Below are 25,138 nucleotides of genomic sequence, written 5' to 3'. Positions count from 1 at the left end.
ATCACTTTTGGCAAAGAGGCTATTTTGTCGATAGTGTTGGAATCAATGAAGAAATAATACGCCGATATGTAAGACATTAAGAGAAGCAAGAGCGAGTAGAGCAGCAGCAATTGGCGCTGGACTAAACAAAGGCCCCCTTTTAGGGGGCTCACACAAAGCCACTTTCTTTAGAAGGTGGTAATTTACACAAATTACTATTTAATCACTGATTCAGCGGCCAAACCGTTTGACCATCAATAGTTATCGGTGTTTGAGCAAATTCGTTCAGACAGTAGCCTGTATTACTACTTGCAAAGTAAGTGAGCGGCATCGGCGGTAGATTCAGCGCCACAACCTGCTGTTTCGCTTTTTCTGTGAACGAGACCCCCCACATATCGAGATAGCTAGTCATATCTCGCTGAGAGATGTAGCTCAGAGCAATAAGCAACCAGTCGTTGTTCGAGATGCTATTTGCTTCTTCCCGAGAGTAGTTGGCAAAACCAATGCTCAATCGTCTCTCATCCCAAAGCGCGTCGTCCGATTTTAAGCGGTTAAACTCACGTTCAATCAGGTGCAAGCGCGCCAATAAATGCCAACCATTTTTAAGCACACCTTCATGCTGCGCCGCCATCATCATTTGAATGTAAACACGAGCGCCCCAACTCCAACTGGTTTGATTTTGCGCAGCCATGTATGCGTTTGGATCCGCTTGAGTTCGGCTAGCTTGCAATAATTCAAACTGGCCTTTGAAATCCAAGCTTTGGCAAGTTGAAACTTTTCCCGTATTCTGGAAGAAACGAGACTTACTGTAATACGAGTAGTAATTGGTCGTTGAATGCCCTTCCCAGCCTGAAAATCGGAATCGACCTTTTTCTAAACCATGACCAAGCTCATGTAAATCACCGTGACCGAGTGGGCTGAATGACCAGTAAGCATCGTAAGGGTTACCCGAACAACCATAACCACACGTCGCTTGGTCAGCGTTCATGTGCTTCACTATATCAATATTGGCGATTTCCCAACCTTGGTTTTGGGCGTATTGAATAATTTCAGGCACTTCATCTATGCCCGGCCCTTGGAAACCTGCCAGCACATGCGGGTAGTTGTGAACATATTCTTCTGTTGCAAGCGCCATTTCCGAAGGGGTAGACCACATTTCATCGTTGACCGACTCCAACATTTTGTCGCGCTTTGAGTGTACTTCAAACCCAGGAGTGATCAGCTCAGCCCAATCGAATAAATTGGCTTCTAACTGTTGAATAAAAGCGTCGTTGTCCTTCTCACTTCTCCAAACTGGATGCTGTGCCACATGATTAAATTTCAGTTCAACCGGAACATCATTTTTGTCAAAGTGAACCTGTACTGGACCACCATAAGGAGAAGTCAGCGTGATGGTTTCACCCGGCTTCACTTCATAGCCGAATGAAGTCAGCAGTTTTGGTCGCGTGTATCCATCTTTGCTGAACTCATGAGTTGCACCACTTCTTAAAGTGTTGATGACAATCTTAGTCGCCACATCATTGCTGTCATTACGCTTAACCGTAAAGGTTTCCCCAGGAAGCGCATACACACCAGCCGAACGGAAGTTATGCTTTGATTCCATATTAATCGTTGCACTGATTCTCTTTATTTCAGGGCTAAACTCACTACGGCTGAAGTTCCCCATATTTGGTTGTTTTGGGTTTACGCTTCGGCTGTTGTATTGCACATAATCGGCAAAGTACGACTTTAGGAATTCGGTCGTTTGGGTTGACTGTTTGTCCATTGGGAAGACCACCGTTTGACGATAATGATCAGCCAGCAATACCATGAGTTTTTCGTATTGGTAGCCGTCTTGATTAAACAAGTCTACTTTTTGTTCATCAAGCTTTTTCAACCGATGGCGAATACTGTTTGCCCCTGCATAAAATTGACTTTCCATATTCGCAGTGTCAGGACAAGATTTGTCCTCACACTGTGACAAGTCAACATTGAAGTTTTGAGATTCAAAACGAGACAACAGCGCTTGTTGCGTAGCAACAGAGTCTGGCACGAAGTTCATGAGTGATGAAGGCGCCCAATCAACCAAGCCTAACTTACGCCAATAGTTATCTCCCACATAATCAACATGGAATTTTTCCAAAATGTCTCGGCCAAGTTCAGTTAGTCCTCCATCCCAATGCAGGTATAGAACAGGAATTTGGGCTTGCTCAGCGTATGCCAGAGCATCGAGTACTTGTTGGTTGGTGTCGCCAGATTGCAGATGCTGTGACAAGATCAATAAGTTTGGAGTATTGGTTTGCAAGCAGCTAAGTAGCTTCGAACCATCGCATAGGTTGGCCTCGTTAAACGCCAACTCTTGTGAAACATTGTCTTTCAGCCAATTCCGAGTCGCTTGCTCATCCGGAAAGTAATAAGACTGGTCCATTTGCGCGATGACGACGTTTGAAGTAACTCCGCCCGACAACCAAGTGACCAGATTACTTAACCATTTCGTCATCGCTGCGTTGGAAGAGTCGGGAAAACGTTGTGCCGTTCTAAATGGGTTACTCCCTAATAGTGCGTAACGTTGACCATTAGACTTTTCCCCGGCAACGCCAATTGACATAGCTTGATCTTTGTAACCGCTTACCATGGCCTTATTGGTCATCAAGATGGTGTCGTTGAAGCCATACTTAGGTGCCAAGATCGCGGCATCATGGGTTGGATCCCAATAAAGACCTGAAAGGTTTTTCGCAATTGCAGATTTGATCGTGTTCGACTGCATCTTGTGAGCTTCCACAACCTGATGACTTTTACGAATGAAATCGCTCGGGTCAGAAACGAGCAGTGCATTACCAGTTTCCAGAGCTTGTTGAACTGGAGCTGGCGTTGGTTTTACTTGAGCATTAGGTTGTGATTCTCCCTCTCCACATCCTGTGGCTAAGGCGGCAATGCCCAACGATAGAATTGTTTTTTTCATTTTTACTTACTAAACAATGAGTTTACCGAATGTTAATGTAAGTTAATGAATAATAAGAAAGAGTCTTTTATATCGGCTGGAAAAATAGGAATGAAGATAACAAAATTATCAAAAGCAATAGCACCCATTCCGGTGCTATTGCCTCTATTGATAATTAGCTTAAAGGACGTAGATAAGCTAAGAAACGCCTCTCTGCCACTTTGAAACACCACAAGATCATAAACGTCAGTGCCATGTAGAACAGCCCCGCCGTCAGGAAAGACTCAAATGGTGCATAGTAGCGCGAGTTAACTAGACGCGCAGCACCAGTTAAATCCATGATGGTAACGATGCCCGCGACTGCACTTCCGTGCAGCATAAATATGACCTCGTTTGAATAAGCTGGTAATGCTCGACGCAATGCACTCGGCAAGATAATACGTCTGTATGTCATAAACTTACTCATGCCATACGCTTTCGCAGCTTCCACCTCACCTTTCGGCAAACCATTAATCGCACCACGAATAATTTCTGCGGTGTAAGCCGATGTATTAAGAATAAAAGCGACCAAAGCACAGAACCAAGCGTTCTCCCATAAGGTATCTTTCACAGGGAAAAACTGATCCATGCCGTAGTAAATCAAATACAGCTGAACCAATAGCGGCGTTCCACGGAAAAAGTAAATGAATCCCCAAGAAGGTAAGCTTAGAGCGTAATTGGTACTATTGCGTGCCACGGCTAATGGGATAGAGACACACAAGCCAATAACCAACGCTAATCCCACTAACCAAACTGTTGTCCAAAGTCCCTGAAGATAAGTTGGAAAGCTTTCAATAATCAAAGAAAAGTCCATAACTTACCTCGCATGAATACTGAACTTACGCTCAACAAGCTTGAGTAGCCCGGTCGAAACGCTGGTAAAAAATAGAAAGATGAGCGCGACAGCCATGTAAAAGGTGAACGGCATTTTGGTCGTACCTGCTGCCAATGAGCTCATTCTCACCATGTCATCCAGACCAATAATGGAAACTAACGCAGTGGTCTTAAGTAACACTAACCAGTTATTACCAAATCCAGGTAATGCATGACGAATCATCTGAGGAAGCAAGATTCTTCTAAACGATAAAGCAGAGCTCATCCCATAAGCTTTCGCCGCTTCTAATTCACCCTTGTCCACCGCCATGATCGCTCCACGAAAAGTCTCCGCCATGTAGGCGCCAAAGATAAAACCAATCGTGAGTACACCAGCAATAAATGGGCTGACATCAATATAATCAGGTAAGTAAGACGTCCATTCATGGTTTGGATCACTCGAGGCAAACCACTCGTTGAGCGTTTCGTTGATGGAGTAAAGGCTGTTATTTAAAAGTATTTGTCCACCAAAGAAAATTAGCATCATCAGAACCAAATCTGGAATGCCGCGAATGACGGTGGTGTAAAGAGTGGCAATCGCCCTTGCCCATTTGTAAGGCGCTAACTTAGCTAATGCGCCAAGCATGCCTAAGACCATGGCGAGAATGAGTGAAAGCACTGCAACTTCTATTGTTACTAAAGCTCCTTTCAAAATCGAAGCTTCGTATCCTTGTAAATCTAGCATAGGTGAGTTCCTAATCCCTAAACTCAAAAAATCGACCGTTGACTACTTCTAGGAACAAGCCAACGGTCGCTTAATTACGGTTTATTCACCGTACACATCGTAGTTAAAGTATTTACCAGCAATTTCTTGGTAAACACCTTTCTCACGTAGTGAAATAATTGCTGCGTCGAGTTTCTTCGTTAGATCTTTGTCTTGTTTACGAACAGCGATACCCATACCTTCGCCAAACCATTTTGGATCGGTTAACGATGGTCCAACAAACTCATAAGCTTCGCCACCTGCTTTGTTGATCACACCCTCTTCTAGAGCAGAAGCATCACCTAAAACGGCAGCAATTCGACCATTTTCTAGATCAAGATACGCTTCATCAAAAGAGCCATAACGCACAATTTCAACATCATCGCCGTAGTTGTCAGTTAAGTACTTGTCATGTGTCGTCGCACGTTGCACGCCAATTTTGACATCTTTAAGATTATCAAAATCTAGACCCGCACCTTTCTTAGCGATAAATTTATTTGGAATTTGTGCGTACTTGCCAGTGAAATCGACTTTTTTCTTGCGCTCTTCAGTGATAGACATTGCTGCGATGATGGCATCGTACTTACGTGCAAGCAGAGAAGGAATAATACCATCCCAATCTTGAGCGACGATTTTGCACTTCACTTGCATCTCTTCACAGAGTGCATTTGCCATGTCTACGTCAAAGCCTTTTATTGAGCCATCAGTTTCTGTCCAGCTAAACGGAGGGTAAGCACCTTCGATACCAAAGCGAACTGTTTTCCATTCTTTCGCTTGGGCAACACCTGATACTGCCGTTGCAGCAATCGTTGCTGCTAATAACCACTTTTTCATTTCCATACTCCTGTGATTGCTATTTTATTTCGTTTTGTTTGTTGTGTTGGCTTAGGAGGCAATAGTCTGCCGCCTAACAAATATTAGTAAATGGATGAGATAAACTGCTGTAATCGTTCTGAATCCGGGTTTGTAAATAGCTTAGCTGGATTTCCCTGTTCTTCCACTAAGCCTTGATGTAAAAACATCACATGGTTTGATACGTCACGCGCAAACGCCATTTCGTGCGTGACCACCAGCATAGTTCGCCCTTCATCTGCCAAATCTCTCATTACCCCCAGAACTTCTCCTACAAGTTCTGGGTCAAGCGCAGAAGTTGGCTCGTCAAACAACATCACCTCTGGGTCAACTGCTAGCGCACGGGCAATAGCTGCACGTTGCTGCTGGCCGCCAGATAAGTGCCCAGGGTAATAATCTTTACGCTCATACAAGCCTACTTTCTTAAGCAAGACTTCTGCATTTTCAATCGCTTGAGCTTTTGGCACGCCTAAGACATGAACAGGCGCCTCAATCACGTTTTCTAGTACGGTTAGGTGAGACCAGAGGTTGAAACCTTGGAAAACCATTGCCAGGCGTGAACGAATACGTTGGACTTGCTTTTCATTAGCAGGAACAGATTCACCTGCTCTGTTGTTCTTCATTTGGATTAATTCACCATTTACCCAAATTTCGCCCGCGGTGGGCGTTTCTAGCAAGTTGATACATCTGAGAAAGGTACTCTTACCTGAGCCGGAAGAGCCAATGATGGAGATAACATCTCCTTTGTGCGCGGCAAGTGAAATGCCTTTTAAAACTTCATTTTGTCCAAATGTTTTGTGCAGGTCTTTTATATCTAGCGCTGGTACATCATTCATGCGCCCTACTCCCTGTGTTTTTGTCACTGCAATTAAGGGACTCCGCCCTCTCTAATTCGGAACAAATTAGCACCGCCCTCTGAAACTTGCAACAAATTATTAACCTAAATAATTCGAATAGAAAGATACGATAGACAAATTAATATGCAATATATAGCAACATATTCTTCAAAAGTTGAATATTAAATATAAAAAAGCCCCTTTCAAAGGGGCTTAATAAATTTACAAAAGTGTTAATTGAAACCTATTCGAGGTCGCAATGAATTAATTAAAACGACTGACTACCAACGAGTTTGAAGTACGTAATGTCACTTCATTTTCTAAGCCTTCTTTTTCAGAAGTAATGATGCCATCTAGGTCTTCATCTAGTTCAGGCTCTGACGCTTCACCATTGGAGAAGAAGCTCATGAAAACTTTAGAATCAATATTACTATCTTCATTCACTACTAAAGCAGTGCGATTAAAATCGTCCGAAGCTGAAACCTTCAAACCGTTAACGGCCGATGTTGGGAAGTTGTAGTAATGCAATTCAGGAACAACAACAGAATCACTATCACTTGTTGTGAAAATGCGATGTGTGACTCTGTAGTCGCCTGAAGTTGCAAAGTAAGCGACACGAGTAAAGCCTTCAGTAGACGATGTTAAGCCCATGTCCAGATCAATCACGGACTCTGCACTTCCTTGCGTTGATACACTTGGTTTTGTGTTCGGCAGGTTATCAATATTTAAGTAAGCACTCGGATCAACGTCAATATCCCATCCGTCAGAGATCGTTTCGTTAAGTAGAGACTCCCAACCATTAACTTGATTCTCTGAGAACGCCATGTATACCCAAGTTTCTTTATTCGTTGCACTAGGGCGATTATATTCAACGGCCGTTTTATCCAGCTTCAACGCGTCATATGCAAAGCCGTTAGTAACAAAGCCAATGTTGAGCGAGTCGTAAGTATAGTCAGAAGACGAATAAATGTTTGACGTATTATCCGCTCTAACTAAGGCTATCTCACCAGTTCCCCACGAACCAATACCATACTGGTAAAGCGCTTTGTCGCTTGAACCTGATTCATACTGAAACAATGCCGTTGGTTCACCTTTAAGCCCCATCAGTTCATCAGTAGGCAACATATCAGGGTTCGGAGACGTGAAAATATCGGTTTGCGAGACAAAGTTGTAATCTCCGCCACCTGATTCAGCGTTTCGGTAATCTAAGTTAGTAAACTTATTGCTTGCTAAGTTACCGCCAGTAAAGCATTTGTTCAAAGAGTCTCGGTTTAGTGCAAAAGTAGCATTACGTAGTTTCTTATCTTGCAAGAACTCTTTTGAAAACGTGTTTACGCGAGCTTCTTTGCCGTTAAATTCTATTGCTTGAAACGTTACAAAGCCGCCGTCAGGGATATCTTCAAGATAAAACTTAAAGTTATCAGTGGTAGGTTTGATAATGTCTCCGGATCTTTTGCCATCGGCATCAGAGTAGTAACCGATAACATAGTTGGTCACTTGCTCTTTTGACGCTGCACTATAGGTTAAAACCGTTTTATCGCCGTTCAGCTCAGTTTTGTGGTCATATACAGTACAACCTTTCGTAGTTGCTTCACTTTCAGTCATTGTTGCTGGTATAGCAAAATCAAAAGTAAAGGCAGTTTTCGGCGCTGCACCACCGCCACCGCCGCCACCGCCGCCGCAACCGACCATTAACCCTGAGATGATTGCCACTAGTGGCAGTACTTTAAGCTGTTTCATGTCTTTTTCCTAAACTGAGCGGCAATGATTAGCCAAAAAATTGTCTTTGCTCTGTCCAAAGCAAGAATAAAGCCAGCTTTATATAATCACCGTGAATATTGACATTTAATCTGCATCTCGTGCAAAAGGACAAAAAGTTCTAATTTTATGCAACTTGTGTAATGAAATTACACAAGATCTCCGCATCTCATTCGCATGCCAGAAACTTTCTGTAGTTTTATTTCACAACCATTCTTAAAGTGATCTAAATCAATCACCCTAAATGGCTATCTTGCTAGACTCCTGCCAAAAGATGAGGCTTTTTTTGCGCCTCAACACAATAAGTTATTAGCTATGCTTAGGCACAGTGTCGACGTGTAACAAATCTAACAATAGCTAGCATAAGCGTGCCGCAGGATGCGGATTAACACAATTGAATGAAGAATTCATAACTTTTAAATATATGAGGAATCTATGTCAGACGCAGTTAACAAAACGCACTCTGATTCAGATATCGAGACCAAGAGCTACCGTGAGCTTCATCGTCCAGCATCTGAGTTCGCAAGCCGTTCAGACTACCTAGACCACGAACTACAAATCATGAAGCCACGTCGTTTTGGCTTGAACTTGCCAGGTCGTGACTTCCGCTTTGAGCTTGAAGACCTTGTTCCAGCACTTGCTGGTACTATCGGTATTATCGCAATGTACTCTGCGGTAATGATGTCTTGGGCTGAAGGTCTTACTGCAGCATGGGACCACGTAAACTTAGGCAAGGACTTTGCTATCGAAGTTGCGCGTGTAGAAATGCTCATCCCTGCACTTCTTTTCTGTGTACTTGCCTCTGGTTTTATTAACCCTAAAGCCAACCTAGCAGGCAACCACGGCCCAATGATCCCTCTTATTGGTACCATCGCTCTTGCTGGTGCTCATCCTCTTGCATTAGCAATTCTCATTGGTGTGTTTGGTTTGATTTTGAGCCTCTTAAAAGGTGGGTCAAAACTGGTTAACCTCACCTCTGAAGGTACGGCTGGTGGCCTTCTTATTTTCCTAGGTTTAACCGGAACCATGAGCCAAATTAACTCTATTCAAGCTTGGGCTGTTGGTTTGCAATCCGATACGGTTGCCGCTGGTAGCATGGGTTACATCGGTCTAATTGTTCTTGCGGTTACCATTGGCTTATACGCGTTCCTTGCTAAAGTGAACAAACGCTGGCTAGCGATCCCTGTTTGTGCCTTCACTGGGCTTGCAATCGCACTTGCTCTTGGCGCAGGCTTCGATATTAAATTCGTAACCGAGACAGGCCTTCCAAACCTAAATCCAATCTACTGGTGGGGTTCAACAGAAGAAGGTTGGATGCTTGGTCTTCCTAATATGGAACACTTCATCGCTTCACTACCATTCGCCATTCTTGCGGTAGCAATGTGGTCACCTGACTTCTTGGGTCACCGTATCTTCCAAGAGATGAACTACCCACGTAAGAGTGAGAAAGTGCTGATGGACGTTGATGACACAATGACAATGTGTTCCGTTCGCCAAATGGTCGGTACTGCAGTGGGTGGTGGTAACATCACATCATCTTGGGGGACTTACATGATCCCTGCTGCAATCGCGAAACGCCCTATTCCTGCTGGTGCCATCTTACTAGGCTCTCTATGTATTATTGTTGCAATCCTTGGTTTTCCTATGGACGTTGCAGTATGGCCTCCAGTTATGCGCGTTGCTCTTCTCGTTGGTGTATCTCTACCACTGCTTGAAGCTGGCATGCAGATGGTGAAGGACTCGAAAGACTCACAAGCAGCAGGTATCTGTATCTTTGGTTCTGCCGTTGTTAACCCAGTTCTAGCTTGGGCACTAACTATGCTTTTAGATAACAACGGTTTAATTGGAGATAAAGAGCGCGCGTCTCGCCTATCATTTGTAGACAAGATTGTGATCCCAGTAAGCGTACTTGTTATCTGTTTAGTTGCTATGCTTGCAGTTGGTATGCTTGAAGGCCAGTATGGCATCCAAGCTTGGCTATAAGCTAGCAGTCCAGAAATTTGTGGGTAGCGCTCGTCGCTACCCCATTTTTATCGAGATTTTTGAGGATTTATTGATTTAGTTTAAGGTTTGCAAAAAAATTTTAGTTTAACCTCTAACTGTTGCTTAAAAAGAGAAACGTTAAAACTAGTGACAATATTTATAGTTTTGTAAATCGAATACGTAAATTTAAGACTATAAATATTGTTATTCATAAGAGTGTACTGTTCCCCTCTTTTATCTGGGGATAGCTGGCTCAACGGCGAAGCAGTACGTATTTTTTTCTACTAAAAAGGTAGGTATGTCATGGCAGAGCAATTTGCTAAAGCTTGGGAAGGTTTTGCTGCAGGCGACTGGCAAAACGAAGTAAACGTTCGTGATTTCATTCAGAAGAACTACACTCCGTACGAAGGCGACGAATCTTTCCTAGTTTCTGAAGGTACTGAAGCGACTAACAAGCTTTGGGCTAAGGTAATGGAAGGCATCAAACAAGAGAACGCGACTCACGCTCCTGTTGATTTTGATACTTCAGTTATCTCTACCATCACTGCTCACGATGCAGGCTACATCGAAAAAGACCTAGAAACTATCGTAGGTCTTCAAACTGACGCTCCTCTAAAACGTGCGATCATCCCTAACGGTGGTATCCGCATGGTTGAAGGTTCATGCAAAGCCTACGACCGCGAGCTAGACCCACAAGTTAAAAAAATCTACACAGAATACCGTAAAACTCACAACCAAGGCGTTTTCGATATCTACACTCCTCAAATCATGGCGTGTCGTAAATCTGGCGTACTGACTGGTCTTCCAGATGCATACGGTCGTGGTCGTATCATCGGTGACTACCGTCGTGTTGCTCTATACGGTATTGACTTCCTAATGAAGGATAAATTCGCGCAGTTCTCTTCTCTACAAGAGCGTTTTGAGAACGGCGAAGACCTACAAATGACAATGCAGCTTCGTGAAGAGATCGCAGAGCAACACCGTGCTCTAGGTCAAATCAAAGAAATGGCTGCAAAATACGGTTGTGATATTTCTCGTCCTGCTGAAACTGCGCAAGAAGCTATTCAGTGGACTTACTTCGGTTACCTAGCTGCTGTTAAATCTCAAAACGGTGCGGCGATGTCTCTAGGTCGTACTTCTACATTCCTAGACATCTTCATCGAACGTGATATCGCGGCTGGTAAGCTAACTGAAGAACAAGCTCAGGAAATGATCGACCACTTCGTAATGAAACTACGTATGGTTCGTTTCCTACGTACTCCTGAGTACGATGATCTATTCTCTGGCGACCCTATCTGGGCAACTGAGTCTATGGGTGGTATGGGTCTTGACGGTCGTACGCTAGTTACTCGTACAAACTTCCGTTTCCTAAACTCACTATACACTATGGGTCCTTCTCCAGAGCCAAACATCACTGTTCTTTGGTCTGAGCAACTACCTGAAGGCTTCAAGAAGTTCTGTGCGAAAGTATCTATCGATACTTCTTCTATTCAGTACGAAAATGACGACTTAATGCGTCCAGACATGAACTCCGACGACTACGCGATCGCATGTTGTGTATCTCCAATGGTTGTTGGTAAGCAAATGCAGTTCTTCGGTGCTCGTGCGAACCTTGCGAAAACAATGCTTTACACCATCAACGGTGGTGTGGATGAGAAGCTAAAAATCCAAGTTGGCCCGCAAATGCCTAAGATCGAAGGCGATGTTCTTAACTACGATGAACTGTGGGAGAAAATGGACCACTTCATGGATTGGCTAGCGAAACAATATGTGACTGCACTAAACGCTATCCACTTCATGCACGATAAGTACAGCTACGAAGCGGCACTAATGGCTCTACACGACCGTGACGTTAAACGTACTATGGCTTGTGGTATTGCTGGTCTATCTGTTGCGGCTGACTCACTATCTGCAATTAAATACGCAAAAGTTAAGCCAATTCGTGACGAAGACGGTCTAGCAATCGACTTCGAAATCGAAGGCGATTACCCTAAATTCGGTAACAACGACCCACGCGTTGATGACATTGCATGTGAACTTGTTTCTGTATTTATGGGCAAAATCCGTAAGCTTAAGACTTACCGTGATGCAATCCCTACTCAGTCAATTCTTACTATCACTTCAAACGTGGTTTACGGTAAGAAAACTGGTAACACGCCTGACGGTCGTCGTGCTGGTGCTCCATTTGCTCCAGGTGCAAACCCAATGCACGGTCGTGACGAGAAAGGTGCTGTAGCATCACTAACTTCAGTTGCTAAACTGCCGTTTGCTGACGCACAAGATGGTATCTCTTACACATTCTCTATCGTACCTAACGCACTAGGTAAAGATGAGGGCTCACAACGCGCTAACCTTGCTGGTCTGATGGATGGTTACTTCCACCACGAAGCGGGTATCGAAGGTGGTCAACACCTAAACGTGAACGTTCTTAACCGTGAAACTCTAGAAGACGCAGTTAAGCACCCAGAGAAATACCCTCAGCTAACAATCCGTGTATCTGGTTACGCTGTTCGCTTCAACTCTCTAACTGCAGAGCAACAAGCTGACGTAATCGCGCGTACATTCACTGAGTCTCTATAAGACTATAGCGAAATAACGTTCTAGTAATACAACAAAGGCTGATGCTAAGTAGCATCAGCCTTTTTTTATTTCTTGAATGAAAGTTGTGATATCGCGAAAGACTTTTGCCCGCATTCTTACGTATGATGCGAAAAAAGTTAGCAAATAAAGTCTATGAGATTTAGTAAATTAATTATTCTTACCCTTCTTTCTCCAGTTGCAATCGCATCCACTAAGTCTACGGTTTCTTTTACCATCGACAACGATGGTATTTTTGGCGTCGATCAAGACTATACGAATGGTGTTTTCCTTTCTTACGCGACAGGCCAACTGATACAAGAAAGCCAATGGAAATGGCTGAGTCTAGCTAACTCAGAGCACGCCAATATCGATAAAATAGAGTTGGTTCTTGGCCACAAAATGTGGACTCCAAGCGACATTGAAGCCGATTATCCACTAATCAATGATCGCCCATATGCCGGTTACCTACACACCGAAATCAACTACCTTTCCCTAACGAGTGACAAAGCTGTACGGTACAATTTCACCATAGGAGCTACGGGTGAAAGTTCGCTATCAGAAAAGGCGCAAGAAATCGTTCACGGCATAACAGGATCGACGGACCCTCAAGGTTGGGATTACCAGATTGAAGATAAAGTTGCGTTCAGCCTTGGTTACCGCGTATTTAACAAATTGATGCGCAGCGAAGAACAAAAAACACAATGGGAGATCACCAACATTAACGACATCAATGCGGGTAACTTCCGTAGTGATGTCTCTCAAGGCGTCATGTTTCGTTGGGGTACAAACCTAGCGAATAGCATCGGAGCCGCCAATATCAGTGTCGAAAGCCCTTTCTCAGCAAGTATGATCGCTCAGAACACGTCGAGTTGGTTCTTGTTCACCGGGTTTGAAGGTCGTTACCGCTTTAATGACATGACTATCGAAGGAGATCGTCCTGGCATTCCTGAACCGTCAGCGCCATACGATGTCACACTGCAAAATTGGCAAGCAAGTGCCGTCGCGGGGGTATCTTGGTACAACCAAAATTACGGTGCAAGCATCACCTTTACGATTAAAACACCGGATTATGAAGAAGCCCAAACCGATGTTTATGGGACAGGCTCGTTCTCCGTGTTCGCCTTTTTCTAAAAACTGGATTATCCCAGCATCGAAGTCAATCTAGATACACGGCAAGTTCTCGGGGTAGGTATTAACCACCTCGTGTTCAAGCGTTTATGTAGATTGGCTCCATCTATTTTCTTTCTTCAAATAACCTTGCCTTTAGTACCGACAAAGCTGTTTTAACCCTGCTTTTTGTAATAAAATAACAGCTAGAATTTACTAGTAATGAGAGCAAAAGATGTCAACAGCTGGTCGTATTCACTCATTTGAGTCATGTGGTACCGTAGACGGACCTGGTATTCGATTTATCGTCTTCTTGCAAGGTTGTTTAATGCGCTGTAAGTATTGCCATAACCGCGATACTTGGGACACGCATGATGGCAAAGAAGTCACGGTTGAAGAAATCATTTCCGAAGCGAAAAGTTACCGCCACTTCATGAATGCATCAGGCGGTGGCGTTACTTGTTCTGGCGGCGAAGCGATGCTTCAACCGGAATTCGTACGTGATTTTTTCCGCGCTGCTAAAGCCGAAGGCATTCATACATGTCTAGATACTAACGGTTATGTTCGTAAGCACACTGATGTTATCGATGAAGTACTGGATGCAACAGACTTAGTCATGCTTGACATCAAACACATGAAAGACGAAGTGCACCAAGATCTCATTGGTGTATCCAACCGACGCACATTGGACTTTGCTCGTTACTTGCAAAAAATCGGAAAGAAAACATGGATTCGCTATGTCGTCGTGCCTGGTTACACAGATGACCCAGAAGCAGCACACATGCTTGGTGAATTTATTAAAGACATGGATAACATCGAAAAGGTCGAGTTACTTCCTTACCACAAATTAGGGGCTCATAAGTGGGAAGCGTTAGGCTTAGAATACCCACTCGAAGGCGTAAACCCGCCACCGAAAGAAACCATGGATGAAATTCAATCCATTCTTGCTCAATACAACGATAACGTAAAATACTAAGTGAACCGCAAGACTAACCTCTTTAAAATACCAGCTTATTGCTGGTATTTTTTTGATTATATCTAAGCCTTATCAGTGAGTTTCTCTGCGGTCATTTAGGTATAAAAAGAACGATAGAAATGATTGCGTCATGTTCGCATAGGAAGGAAGTAACATGGATTTGTTTAACTTAGGCTCTCTTGTTGTCTCAATTTGGATAGTAGTAGTCTACTGCCTACCAGATTGGAAAAAAGTCGTTTGGCCCAAACTGGAAAAAGAAAAAGGATTTCAGCACCTCGTTTTTGCAACGCTCTTCTTTTTCAGTATTTTATGGACAGCTCAAGCAGGTGTAAAAGAAGGATTACAGATTCATTTTCTTGCACTAACAACGCTGACGATGATGTATGGTTGGCGCATGGCATTTCTACTCAGCATTCCCGCTATGTTGGTCAACCACCTACTACATGATGTGTCCTTGCTACTCTTACCCACGTCGTTAGTTCTATCTGCCCTAATTCCGATTTTCATTAGTTACTTAGTGTTTCTTCTGAGTTACCACTACTTGCCACGAAACATTTTTGTTTTCATCTTCGTTGCTGGATTTTTCAATGGCGCGATAACAGGAAGTCTGCACCTCATCATTAACTCTTTTTATCACCTATCAGTTGGTCACTACGATTGGGAAACCATTCAACATAACTACTTTGTTTTTGTGCCGTTGCTCGCCTTTCCAGAAGGTCTATTAAATGGTATGGCACTGGCGGTTTTAACCGTATTCAAGCCAGAGTGGCTGAGAGTATTTTCAGACCGAGACTACATATACAATCATTACCATAAATAAGTGTTTTCAAACTGGTCAAAAGTGACAGTTCTTGCCATTTTTTAGTATTAAATATGTGTTGAGATCATGTTTCACTCATGTCTTAAGCGTTAACCTAAGCACATTAAAAATGTATTAGATATCTAGTGAGGTCACCATGGAAATGTCAAACGCTCAACGTTTGATTCTATCAAACCAATACAACCTTATGTCTCAACTTGATCCAAGTAATGCGGCCAAATACAAATGCTTACAAACGATCGTTGAACGTGGTTATGAACTACAAATGCGAGAGTTGAACAAAGATTTCGGCTGCCTCTCAGAAGCAGAGTGTCGTGAGATCATCGACGTTATGGAGATGTATCATGCGATGCAAGAATCTTACAACATGCTAGACGATGAAGATCGCAGCAACGTAGATCAGCGCCGCTTGAAGTTCTTGGGATTTGATATTGCTTCAGAAGCGCAACAAGTACATTACGTACGTTTTCTCATCGATTCTGAAGGTTTGTACCCTCAGTTTGACAAGGCAGATCATCACTTTAACAGCCAAATGCCGATGCTAGATAAATACCGCCGTATGCTGCAAACTTGGCGTAACTGCCCTCGTCAGTATCATTTATGTGAAAACGAACTAGCGCAAATCTTCAGCGCATAAAATGGTCGTCTAAGAATGAGGAGAGCGCCCGCTCTCCTTGTTATTTACCCTGTCACAAACTTATCTAAGACTTTGCTCTCTTCCTACCTCTTTCACTTACCTTGCTCAATGTAGAACAACGAATCACTGAGACTCTTCTGTCTTTGCCAAATATTTGATTTCTATTGCACCTATTCACGACATAAATTCGTCCTTAATAAAAGAGTGATTCAAATGTCACTTTTACAATAAATTCATAATTGTTAAGCAAAATTGCAAATCCCCGACTAGGCTTAAGTAGAGAAAGGCTGTGATTGAAAAATTCATATCCACCGCTCACCGTTGTAACGAAAAAACCGTCCATAAAGCAAAGTCTTTGGTGTCGCCAATCTTACATTCTGTACGAACCAAATGTGATAACAGGACGTATATTCAAACAACAACGAGCATAACTGTTGGTGGAAAGCCTGAATCAACGTTCGTCGGTAGACTGACTATTAAAGGGGAAAGCGACATGAGTATTTTCGACCACTATCAATCAAGATATGAAGCTGCAAAAGATGAAGAGATGTCGTTACAGGAGTTTTTAGCCCTGTGTAAAGATGACAAAAGCGCTTATGCTAATGCAGCAGAACGCCTACTGATGGCGATTGGTGAACCAGAGATAATCGATACGGCAAAGGATCCGAGACTAAGCCGAATCTTCTCGAATCGTGTTATCTCTCGTTATGAAACCTTTAAAGACTTTTATGGCATGGAAGATGCCATAGAACAAATTGTGTCTTACCTAAAACATGCGGCGCAAGGCTTAGAAGAGCGTAAGCAGATTCTTTACTTACTCGGCCCTGTAGGTGGCGGTAAGTCTTCGCTTGCAGAAAAGCTTAAGGCTCTGATGGAACAGATGCCTATTTATGTTCTTACTGCTAACGGCGAACGCAGCCCAGTGAATGACCATCCGTTCTGCCTATTCAAAGCCACAGAAGATGGCGATATTTTGAAAAAAGAATATGGCATCGAGCACCGTTATCTTCGCTCGATAATGTCTCCTTGGGCCGCTAAACGTCTTCACGAGTTTGGTGGTGATATCACCAAATTTAAAGTAGTGAAAGTACGCCCTTCTATCCTTGACCAAATCGGTATTGCCAAAACTGAACCAGGCGATGAAAACAACCAAGATATCTCATCATTGGTTGGTAAAGTCGATATTCGTAAGCTTGAACACTATTCGCAAGACGATCCAGACGCTTACAGCTACTCCGGTGCGCTGTGTAAAGCAAACCAAGGTTTAATGGAATTCGTTGAGATGTTCAAAGCACCAATCAAAGTGCTTCACCCGCTGTTAACAGCAACGCAAGAAGGCAACTTCAACGGCACAGAAGGCCTTTCTGCGATTCCATTCGACGGTATGATTCTGGCTCACTCAAACGAATCTGAGTGGCAGACCTTCCGTAACAACAAGAACAATGAAGCGTTCTTGGACCGTGTTTATATTGTGAAAGTACCTTACTGTCTACGTGTTTCAGAAGAAGTCAAAATCTACCAAAAACTTCTTGAAAACAGTGAGTTGTCTCAAGCCCCTTGTTCACCAAGCACGCTCGAGACTCTGGCACAATTCAGTATTCTTTCTCGACTTAAAGAGCCTGAGAACTCGTCCATCTTCTCTAAGATGCGCGTATACGACGGTGAAACGCTGAAAGATACGGATCCAAAGGCAAAAAGCTATCAAGAGTATCGTGATTATGCTGGTGTCGATGAAGGCATGAACGGTCTCTCAACACGTTTTGCCTTTAAGATTTTGTCACGCGTATTTAACTTCGACCAAACCGAAGTGGCAGCCAACCCTGTACATCTATTCTATGTGATTGAACAACAGGTTGAGCGCGAACAGTTCCCTGCTGAAACAGCAGAGAAATATCTCGAGTTCTTGAAAGGCTACCTAGTACCTCGATACGTTGAATTTATCGGTAAAGAGATTCAGACCGCTTATCTTGAGTCTTACTCTGAATACGGCCAAAACATCTTCGATCGATATGTCACCTATGCAGACTTCTGGATTCAAGATCAAGAGTACCGAGATCCAGAAACTGGTCAGCTATTTGATCGCTCTTCACTGAATGCTGAGCTAGAGAAGATCGAAAAAACAGCTGGTATTTCTAACCCGAAAGATTTCCGAAACGAAATCGTTAACTTTGTGCTTCGTGCGAAAGCGAATAACAATGGTCAAAACCCGGTTTGGACCAGCTACGAAAAACTGCGCACAGTAATCGAGAAGAAAATGTTCTCCAATACCGAAGAGCTACTTCCGGTTATCTCATTTAATGCGAAAACCTCTTCTGAAGATCAGAAGAAGCACGACGACTTTGTCGCTCGCATGATGGAAAAAGGCTATACCGAGAAACAGGTTCGCCTACTTTCTGAGTGGTACCTACGAGTACGTAAGTCATCCTAACCCAGTATTGAGTTAGGTCGCTTGTGAAACATGAAGAGGGCTATTTCATGGCGCAATTTATAGACCGAAGGCTCAATGGCAAGAACAAGAGCGCTGTTAATCGACAGCGCTTCTTGAAGCGCCACAAAGAGCAAATAAAAGAGTCGGTAGCAGACGCAGTGAATCGACGCTCGATTACGAATACGGAAACGGGCGAAGACGTCTCTATCCCTCACAAAGACATCAATGAGCCTATATTTCATCAAGGCAAAGGTGGTGTTCGCGAACGAGTTCATCCCGGTAACGACCAATTCATTACTGGTGATAAGATTGAGCGTCCCAAAGGTGGCGGTCAAGGTAGCGGCTCTGGAGAAGGGAACGCCAGTCCAGATGGAGAAGGCCAAGACGAATTTGTATTCCAAATATCAAAAGATGAGTACCTCGATATTTTGTTCGAAGATCTCGAGCTGCCTAATCTAGAAAAAAACCAAATTGCCAAAATCACAGAATGGAAAACGCACCGTGCAGGCTTTCAAACTGCCGGTATCCCTTCCAATATCGCCGTAGTACGTTCTCTGCAACAATCTCTTGCGCGCCGTACTGCAATGACTGCTGGTAAGAAACGACTTCTTAAAGAGTTAGAAGACGAACTTGCTCGCATCAAAAATATTGAACCTGCTCAGCAGTTTGAAGAGAACCGCTTGAAGGCTGAAATTGAAGAACTGCGCAAGAAAATCGAAAGCGTGCCGTTCATCGATACCTTCGACTTACGCTTCAAGAACTATGAGAAACGCCCGGTACCATCAAGCCAAGCGGTCATGTTCTGTCTAATGGACGTATCCGGTTCGATGGACCAGGCAACGAAAGACATCGCAAAACGCTTCTATGTTCTTTTGTACTTGTTCTTAACTCGTACCTACGAGAATGTCGAAGTCGTCTTTATCCGCCACCATACCCAAGCGAAGGAAGTGGACGAGCACGAATTTTTCTATTCACAAGAAACCGGGGGTACCATTGTATCTAGCGCGCTCAAGTTAATGGATGAAATAGTAAAAGAGCGATACCCGATTGGTCAGTGGAACATATATGCAGCTCAAGCATCCGACGGTGACAACTGGGCAGATGATTCGCCAAGATGCCGGGATCTGTTAGTGAACAAATTACTTCCAAACTGTCAGTACTACTCTTACATAGAGATCACGCGGCGCTCGCACCAAACTCTATGGCATGAGTACGAAAAACTCACTGAAGAGTTTCCTAATTTCGCAATGAAAAACATTCGCTCTGTGGAGGATATTTTCCCAGTCTTTCGTGAACTATTCCAAAAAGAAACGGCGTAAGGAGGCTAGCGATGAATACCGCAACGAGAAACCTCTCAGGAGAGGCGCCTAAGAAGCGTAACAGTAAAGTGTTGCCAGATGGACCAGATTGGACATTTGAGCTGTTAGAGCGATACCACAAAGAAATTAAGCGTGTCGCGGAGCATTATCGCCTAGACACTTACCCTAACCAAATAGAAGTGATTACTTCAGAGCAGATGATGGATGCCTATTCAAGTATCGGCATGCCAATCAATTACAACCACTGGTCATTTGGTAAAAAATTCATTCAAACAGAGCAGAACTATAAACATGGTCAAATGGGGCTAGCCTACGAGATTGTGATTAACTCCGACCCTTGTATTGCTTATTTGATGGAAGAAAATACGGTAACAATGCAAGCACTCGTCATAGCGCACGCGTGTTACGGCCATAACTCTTTTTTCAAAGGTAATTACCTATTCCAAACGTGGACTGACGCCAGCTCTATTATCGACTATCTGCTGTTTGCCAAAAAGTACTTAGCCGAATGTGAAGAACGATATGGCGTAAAAGAAGTGGAAAAACTGCTCGACTCTTGTCACGCATTAATGAACTTTGGTGTAGACCGCTACAAGCGTCCAGAGAAAATCTCAATTACAGAGGAAAAAGCAAGACAAGAAGAACGCGAAGCATACCTACAGTCTCAAGTTAATGAGCTTTGGCGCACGGTACCAACAGCCAAGACGAAAGAGGAAGACATTAAAGAGCGATTCCCAAGCGAGCCTCAGGAAAATTTGCTCTACTTCTTCGAAAAACATGCGCCGTTGTTAGAGCCATGGCAGCGTGAAGTTGTTCGGATCGTCCGTAAGATCAGTCAGTATTTTTATCCGCAAAAACAAACGCAAGTCATGAATGAAGGCTGGGCAACGTTCTGGCACTACACCATACTCAACCATCTTTATGATGAGGGCTTGGTGTCTGAAAAATTCATTCTAGAGTTCTTACATAGCCACACCAGTGTCGTGGCTCAGCCACCTTATAACAGCCCTTACTTTAATGGCATTAACCCCTACGCGTTAGGCTTTGCCATGTTCCGAGATATTAAGCGTATCTGCGAAGAACCAACTGATGAGGACAAAGAGTGGTTTCCAGACTTGGCAGGAACCGACTGGTTAGATGCAGTGCATTTCGCGATGCATAATTTCAAAGATGAAAGCTTTATTAGCCAATACCTTTCTCCGAAATTAATGCGTGATTTCAAGCTGTTTGCGATAAACGATGATGATCATAAGAACTTTATTGAAGTCGCTGCGATACACGATGAGATGGGTTATAAACGCATTAGAGAAACCTTAGCTGCTCAGTATAACTTATCTAATCTTGAGCCAAACATTCAGGTGTTTAATGTCGATGTCCGTGGTGATCGCTCACTTACGTTGCAGTACGTTCCTCACAACCGCATCCCACTTGATGATAGTTACGAAGAAGTTCTAAAGCACGTGTACCGATTATGGGGCTTTGATGTCATTCTCCAAGAAGTGAAAGACACCGGTCACCGAGAGGTGTTAGCAACCTGCCCTAAACGGAACCAATACGACACTAACATTTAACTAATACCTCGATACAAGTAAAACAAAAAGGCTCCTAATTCAGGAGCCTTGTTTATTCTTAAATCTATCTGAGCATTTGTTACGCTTGCTTTGCAACAATCGCGCGCACGGCTTCTAGATCTTCGGGCGTATCAACGCCTGCTGCTGGTGCTTCTTTCGCTACCGCCACATGAATTTTTTCACCGTACCAAAGCACTCGCAGTTGCTCAAGACACTCAATCTGCTCTAATGCACTTGGTGCCCAGTTGACATACGTATTAATGAAACCAGCTCGATAAGCATAAATACCAATATGACGCATTAATGGGTTGGCAATGGTTTTGTCTTGTTTAGCAAAGTTATCGCGATCCCAAGGGATGGTTGCTCGACTAAAGTACATCGCATAGCCTTGCTCATCTGCGACAACTTTAACAGCGTTCGGGTTGAACACTTCCTCTTCCGAGTCTATTTCTACAGCTAACGTCGCCATCGGGGCTTCACACCCAGATAAGTTATCAGCAACCTGACGAATGATGGACGGCGGAATCAAAGGCTCATCCCCTTGCACATTAACAATAATGTGGTCTGACGGAATAGCCATTTTTTCAACAACTTCGGCAAGACGCTCCGTACCTGATTCGTGGTGGGGAGAGGTCATACAAACTTTACCACCAAATGACGAAACCGCTTTCGCAACACGCTCGTCATCAGTTGCAACGATGACATCTTCCGCACCCGCTTGTAGCGCTTGTTCATAAACCCACTGAACCATAGGCTTACCACCAATATCCGCTAGCGGTTTACCAGGCAAACGGCTCGATGCGTAGCGCGAAGGGATGACAACCGTAAAAGACATTAGCGTCCCTCATCCATGCTCATAGTGCGAGCTTCAGGCTCTAGCAGAACTGGAATACCCTCTTTGATCGGGTAAGCAAGGCGATCCAATTTGCAGATCAACTCTTGATTATCTTTATCGTACGTCAGCTTACCTTTGCAAACAGGGCAAGCTACAATCTCAAGTAGACGGTGATCCATAAGCCGCTTTAACCTCTTTTATTCTATTTAAAATTTGCTCTGCATCGTTTGATTCAAACTGGGCAGATACAGGCAGATACCACCAATTATCTTGCGCATAATGGCTGCACTTGACGGCATCTTTCTCGGTCATAATCACATTGGTCCCTTGTTGAGCCAATGCTTCTAATTCTTGTTGATCAAAGTCTTGATGGTCAGCAAAACCTTTTGTGACTTTAACATCTGCGTTCATCGAGTTTAGTGTATGAAAAAAACGCGGAGGATGCCCAATGCCCGCAAATGCGACGAGATCTTTCAACTCCGAAACATCCACATGTTGCTTAGTCTTAAGATTAATAGCTTTAGAGGGTGCTAAAGCCATTGCGATTTCGCCCGTATGCGCTTGACCGCCATTGGTGATGATAAAGTCGACTTCTTTAAGTCGCTCAATACCTTCACGTAAAGGACCTAATGGAATCAGGCTTTCATTCCCAAACCGGCGATTCCCATCCACAATCACTAACTCAATATCACGGCCTAACGCATAATGTTGTAATCCATCATCCGTAATTATGATATCCACATCCAAATCTAGCAGTGCTTTCACTGCATTTGAACGCACAGGATCTACCGCAACAGGTGCTCCTGTACGGCGATGAATCAATTTAGGTTCATCGCCACAATGCTTCGCTGGCGTATCTTCTTTTAGCACTAACGGATAGGCAGGAGCCTTTGCCCCATAACCACGAGAAACAACCCCCGGCTTAAAGCCCATTTTCTGTAGTTGCTCAACAAGCCACACAACAACTGGTGTTTTACCATTGCCACCAGCAGTGATATTGCCAACCACAACAACAGGTATTGGCGCATTATAGGCTTGCTTGCGGCCAGTTTGGTATTGCTTTCGCTTTGACTTGCTTATCGTTCCAAATAATAAACTCAGTGGCCACAAAAGCGGCCACAAGAGGTATTTTATTGGATGGTTTTCAAACCAGATTTTTTCAATCACCGCGCTTATTCACCAAACTGAATACGGTGCAATTGTGCATACGCACCATTTTTCTTAATAAGCTCAGCGTGGTTGCCACGTTCAATGATGGCACCATCATCAACCACAAGAATTTCATCGGCTTTCTCGATTGTGGATAAGCGGTGCGCTATTACAAGTACCGTTTTATCTTTTTGCAGCTCATCAAGTGCAGCTTGAATAGCTCGCTCGGATTCGGTATCCAAAGCCGAAGTTGCCTCATCAAGAATCAGCACTGGAGCATCACGCAATAGAGCTCGCGCAATCGCAACACGTTGGCGTTGACCACCAGACAAGCTAGCACCATTTTCACCAATCATAGTATCAAGTCCATCATCCATTTTGCCGATGAACTCCATCGCATGCGCGAGTGTTGCCGCTTTCTCGATATCACTGCGCTCGTATTGGCCATCCGTTGCGTACGCAATATTGTTTGCTATCGTGTCATTAAACAAATGAACATTTTGCGATACTAGTGCAAATTGCTGACGTAAATTCTTTAGCTCGTAATCACGAATATCATGCCCATCTAATGTGATAGATCCACTGTCAACATCATAGAAGCGGTTGAACAAGTTCGCGATGGTACTTTTACCTGAGCCAGAACGGCCAACTAGCGCCACCGTTTTTCCTCTTGGAATATCGAAGCTGACATTTTCCAATGCTGGTTTTTCTGCACCAGTGTAAGTAAAGCTTACGTTTTTAACTGAAACATCGCCATTTGCGCGTTTAACTGTCAACTTACCTTCGTTTTTCTCAGGCTCGAGGTCAATTAACGCGAAGAGCGTTTGGCTCGCGGCCATACCACGTTGGAACTGAGAAGTAACGTTAGTCAGCGCTTTAAGTGGGCGCATCAGACCAAACATTGCAGAGAAGACAACAGTAAATGTACCAGGAGTCAGTTGCTCTTTAATCGAATCAATACTTGCTAAATAAAGAACGGCAACAATTGCAAGTGATGCAATCATTTGGATGATAGGGTTAGCCGCCGCTTGAGCCGTCACCAACTTCATGCTTTGTTGACGCATTTGGTTGCTGACTTTTTCAAATCGTTGACGTTCGATGTCTTGGCCGCCATAGCTCAACACAACTTTATGGCCTTTCAGCATCTGCTCTGCTGATGCAGTTACGTTACCCATCATGGTCTGCATATTTTTGGATATTTTTCTAAAACGTTTAGAAACAACACCAATACCCCATGCCACAACGGGAGCAACAGCAAACAGCACTAGCGACAATTGCCAGCTGTTGTAAAACATCAAGACTAACAGACCAATGATACTTGCGCCTTCACGCACAATGCTCACCAACGCTTGGCTAGTTGCCGCTGATACTTGCTCTGAGTCGTAGGTTATACGCGACAATAAGTTGCCCGTCTTTTCCTTATCAAAGTATGACACTGGCATATGCATAAAGTGATTGAACACCATGCGACGGACTTGCATAACTACGTTGCCAGATACCCAGCTCAAACAGTAGGTGGAGACAAATCCACTTATGCCACGGATGAACATCATGGCAAAAATAATCAATGGAAGCGTGCGTAAAAAATCAGATTCAGCGTTCCCAAAACCTTCATCGAGTAGTGGTTTTAGCAGGGAAATCATATAGGTATCTGATATTGCATTAATAACTAATGCAATGACTGCAACGACAAGACCTGACTTATAAAGGCGAATAAATTGCCATAGACGCTTAAACGTCTGCCAAGTCGTTTCATCAGTATTTATCGACATA

Annotated in this window: 20 protein-coding genes; 10 read left to right on the top strand and 10 right to left on the bottom strand. The window is 43.7% G+C overall.

What is annotated here, in order from left to right:
- The coding region (locus R7P64_RS22065; protein WP_411912787.1) for a transposase at positions 1–80 on the top strand (80 nt) is incomplete at its 5' end.
- 122 nt (positions 81–202) lie between these two features.
- On the opposite strand, the gene R7P64_RS22060 is transcribed toward R7P64_RS22065, so the two are convergent.
- The 6 genes from R7P64_RS22060 to R7P64_RS22035 form a co-directional block, all read right to left on the bottom strand.
- Complete coding sequence (locus R7P64_RS22060) at positions 203–2,920, bottom strand: ImpA family metalloprotease (protein WP_318123975.1); 2,718 nt, start codon at positions 2,918–2,920, stop codon at positions 203–205.
- Positions 2,921–3,074: 154 nt separating this feature from the next.
- Positions 3,075–3,752, bottom strand: a complete 678-nt coding sequence (locus R7P64_RS22055; RefSeq protein WP_053303243.1) for an ABC transporter permease — start codon at positions 3,750–3,752, stop codon at positions 3,075–3,077.
- A 3-nt stretch (positions 3,753–3,755) separates the two neighbouring features.
- Entirely contained in the window at positions 3,756–4,496 is a 741-nt protein-coding gene (locus R7P64_RS22050) for an ABC transporter permease (RefSeq protein ID WP_005378436.1), read from the bottom strand.
- Positions 4,497–4,577: 81 nt separating this feature from the next.
- Positions 4,578–5,348, bottom strand: coding sequence for an ABC transporter substrate-binding protein (locus tag R7P64_RS22045; protein WP_005378437.1), 771 nt, complete (start codon positions 5,346–5,348; stop codon positions 4,578–4,580).
- Between the two features lie 83 nt (positions 5,349–5,431).
- On the bottom strand, positions 5,432–6,202 hold the full coding sequence (locus R7P64_RS22040) for an ABC transporter ATP-binding protein (protein ID WP_005378438.1): 771 nt from the start codon (positions 6,200–6,202) through the stop codon (positions 5,432–5,434).
- A 264-nt stretch (positions 6,203–6,466) separates the two neighbouring features.
- A complete protein-coding gene (locus R7P64_RS22035; RefSeq protein WP_017820023.1) occupies positions 6,467–7,942 on the bottom strand; it encodes a hypothetical protein in 1,476 nt (491 codons plus the stop codon).
- A gap of 453 nt (positions 7,943–8,395) precedes the next feature.
- Between R7P64_RS22035 and R7P64_RS22030 the strand changes: the two genes are divergently transcribed.
- The 9 genes from R7P64_RS22030 (at position 8,396) to R7P64_RS21990 (ending at position 21,381) form a co-directional block, all read left to right on the top strand.
- Positions 8,396–9,943: a DUF3360 family protein gene (locus R7P64_RS22030; protein ID WP_005378441.1), complete on the top strand. Its 1,548-nt coding sequence runs from the start codon at positions 8,396–8,398 to the stop codon at positions 9,941–9,943.
- 303 nt (positions 9,944–10,246) lie between these two features.
- Positions 10,247–12,523, top strand: a complete 2,277-nt coding sequence (gene pflB / locus R7P64_RS22025; RefSeq protein ID WP_005378442.1) for a formate C-acetyltransferase — start codon at positions 10,247–10,249, stop codon at positions 12,521–12,523.
- A gap of 153 nt (positions 12,524–12,676) precedes the next feature.
- A complete protein-coding gene (locus R7P64_RS22020) occupies positions 12,677–13,654 on the top strand; it encodes a lipid A deacylase LpxR family protein (RefSeq protein ID WP_167415101.1) in 978 nt (325 codons plus the stop codon).
- Positions 13,655–13,865: 211 nt separating this feature from the next.
- Positions 13,866–14,606, top strand: a complete 741-nt coding sequence (gene pflA / locus R7P64_RS22015) for a pyruvate formate lyase 1-activating protein (RefSeq protein ID WP_005378444.1) — start codon at positions 13,866–13,868, stop codon at positions 14,604–14,606.
- 154 nt (positions 14,607–14,760) lie between these two features.
- Positions 14,761–15,426, top strand: coding sequence for an energy-coupling factor ABC transporter permease (locus R7P64_RS22010; RefSeq protein ID WP_005378445.1), 666 nt, complete (start codon positions 14,761–14,763; stop codon positions 15,424–15,426).
- 136 nt (positions 15,427–15,562) lie between these two features.
- Positions 15,563–16,063 (top strand): YfbU family protein, encoded by a 501-nt coding sequence (locus R7P64_RS22005; protein ID WP_318123974.1) that lies wholly within the window; start codon positions 15,563–15,565, stop codon positions 16,061–16,063.
- 493 nt (positions 16,064–16,556) lie between these two features.
- On the top strand, positions 16,557–18,491 hold the full coding sequence (locus tag R7P64_RS22000; protein ID WP_005378447.1) for a PrkA family serine protein kinase: 1,935 nt from the start codon (positions 16,557–16,559) through the stop codon (positions 18,489–18,491).
- A gap of 47 nt (positions 18,492–18,538) precedes the next feature.
- Positions 18,539–19,810, top strand: a complete 1,272-nt coding sequence (locus R7P64_RS21995) for a YeaH/YhbH family protein (RefSeq protein WP_005378448.1) — start codon at positions 18,539–18,541, stop codon at positions 19,808–19,810.
- Positions 19,811–19,821: 11 nt separating this feature from the next.
- Positions 19,822–21,381, top strand: coding sequence for a SpoVR family protein (locus R7P64_RS21990; RefSeq protein WP_005378449.1), 1,560 nt, complete (start codon positions 19,822–19,824; stop codon positions 21,379–21,381).
- Positions 21,382–21,460: 79 nt separating this feature from the next.
- Here the strand turns inward: R7P64_RS21990 and kdsB are convergent, their stop codons facing one another.
- From kdsB to msbA, 4 genes are read right to left on the bottom strand one after another with little or no spacing between them, the layout of a single operon-like run.
- Positions 21,461–22,216, bottom strand: a complete 756-nt coding sequence (gene kdsB / locus R7P64_RS21985) for a 3-deoxy-manno-octulosonate cytidylyltransferase (protein WP_053349434.1) — start codon at positions 22,214–22,216, stop codon at positions 21,461–21,463.
- Entirely contained in the window at positions 22,216–22,395 is a 180-nt protein-coding gene (locus R7P64_RS21980) for a Trm112 family protein (RefSeq protein ID WP_005378451.1), read from the bottom strand. The genes kdsB and R7P64_RS21980 overlap by 1 nt, the downstream gene beginning before the upstream one ends.
- Entirely contained in the window at positions 22,376–23,383 is a 1,008-nt protein-coding gene (gene lpxK, locus R7P64_RS21975) for a tetraacyldisaccharide 4'-kinase (protein WP_213868317.1), read from the bottom strand. Before lpxK ends, R7P64_RS21980 begins: the two co-directional genes overlap by 20 nt.
- 5 nt (positions 23,384–23,388) lie before the next feature.
- Entirely contained in the window at positions 23,389–25,137 is a 1,749-nt protein-coding gene (gene msbA / locus R7P64_RS21970; RefSeq protein ID WP_169628364.1) for a lipid A ABC transporter ATP-binding protein/permease MsbA, read from the bottom strand.
- Between the last annotated feature and the right edge of the window lies 1 nt (position 25,138).

The sequence above is a fragment of the Vibrio sp. 2304 genome (genome assembly GCF_033339475.1).
In the GTDB taxonomy this organism is placed as follows: domain Bacteria; phylum Pseudomonadota; class Gammaproteobacteria; order Enterobacterales; family Vibrionaceae; genus Vibrio; species Vibrio alginolyticus.
This window is presented reverse-complemented; position numbering and strand designations above follow the sequence as displayed.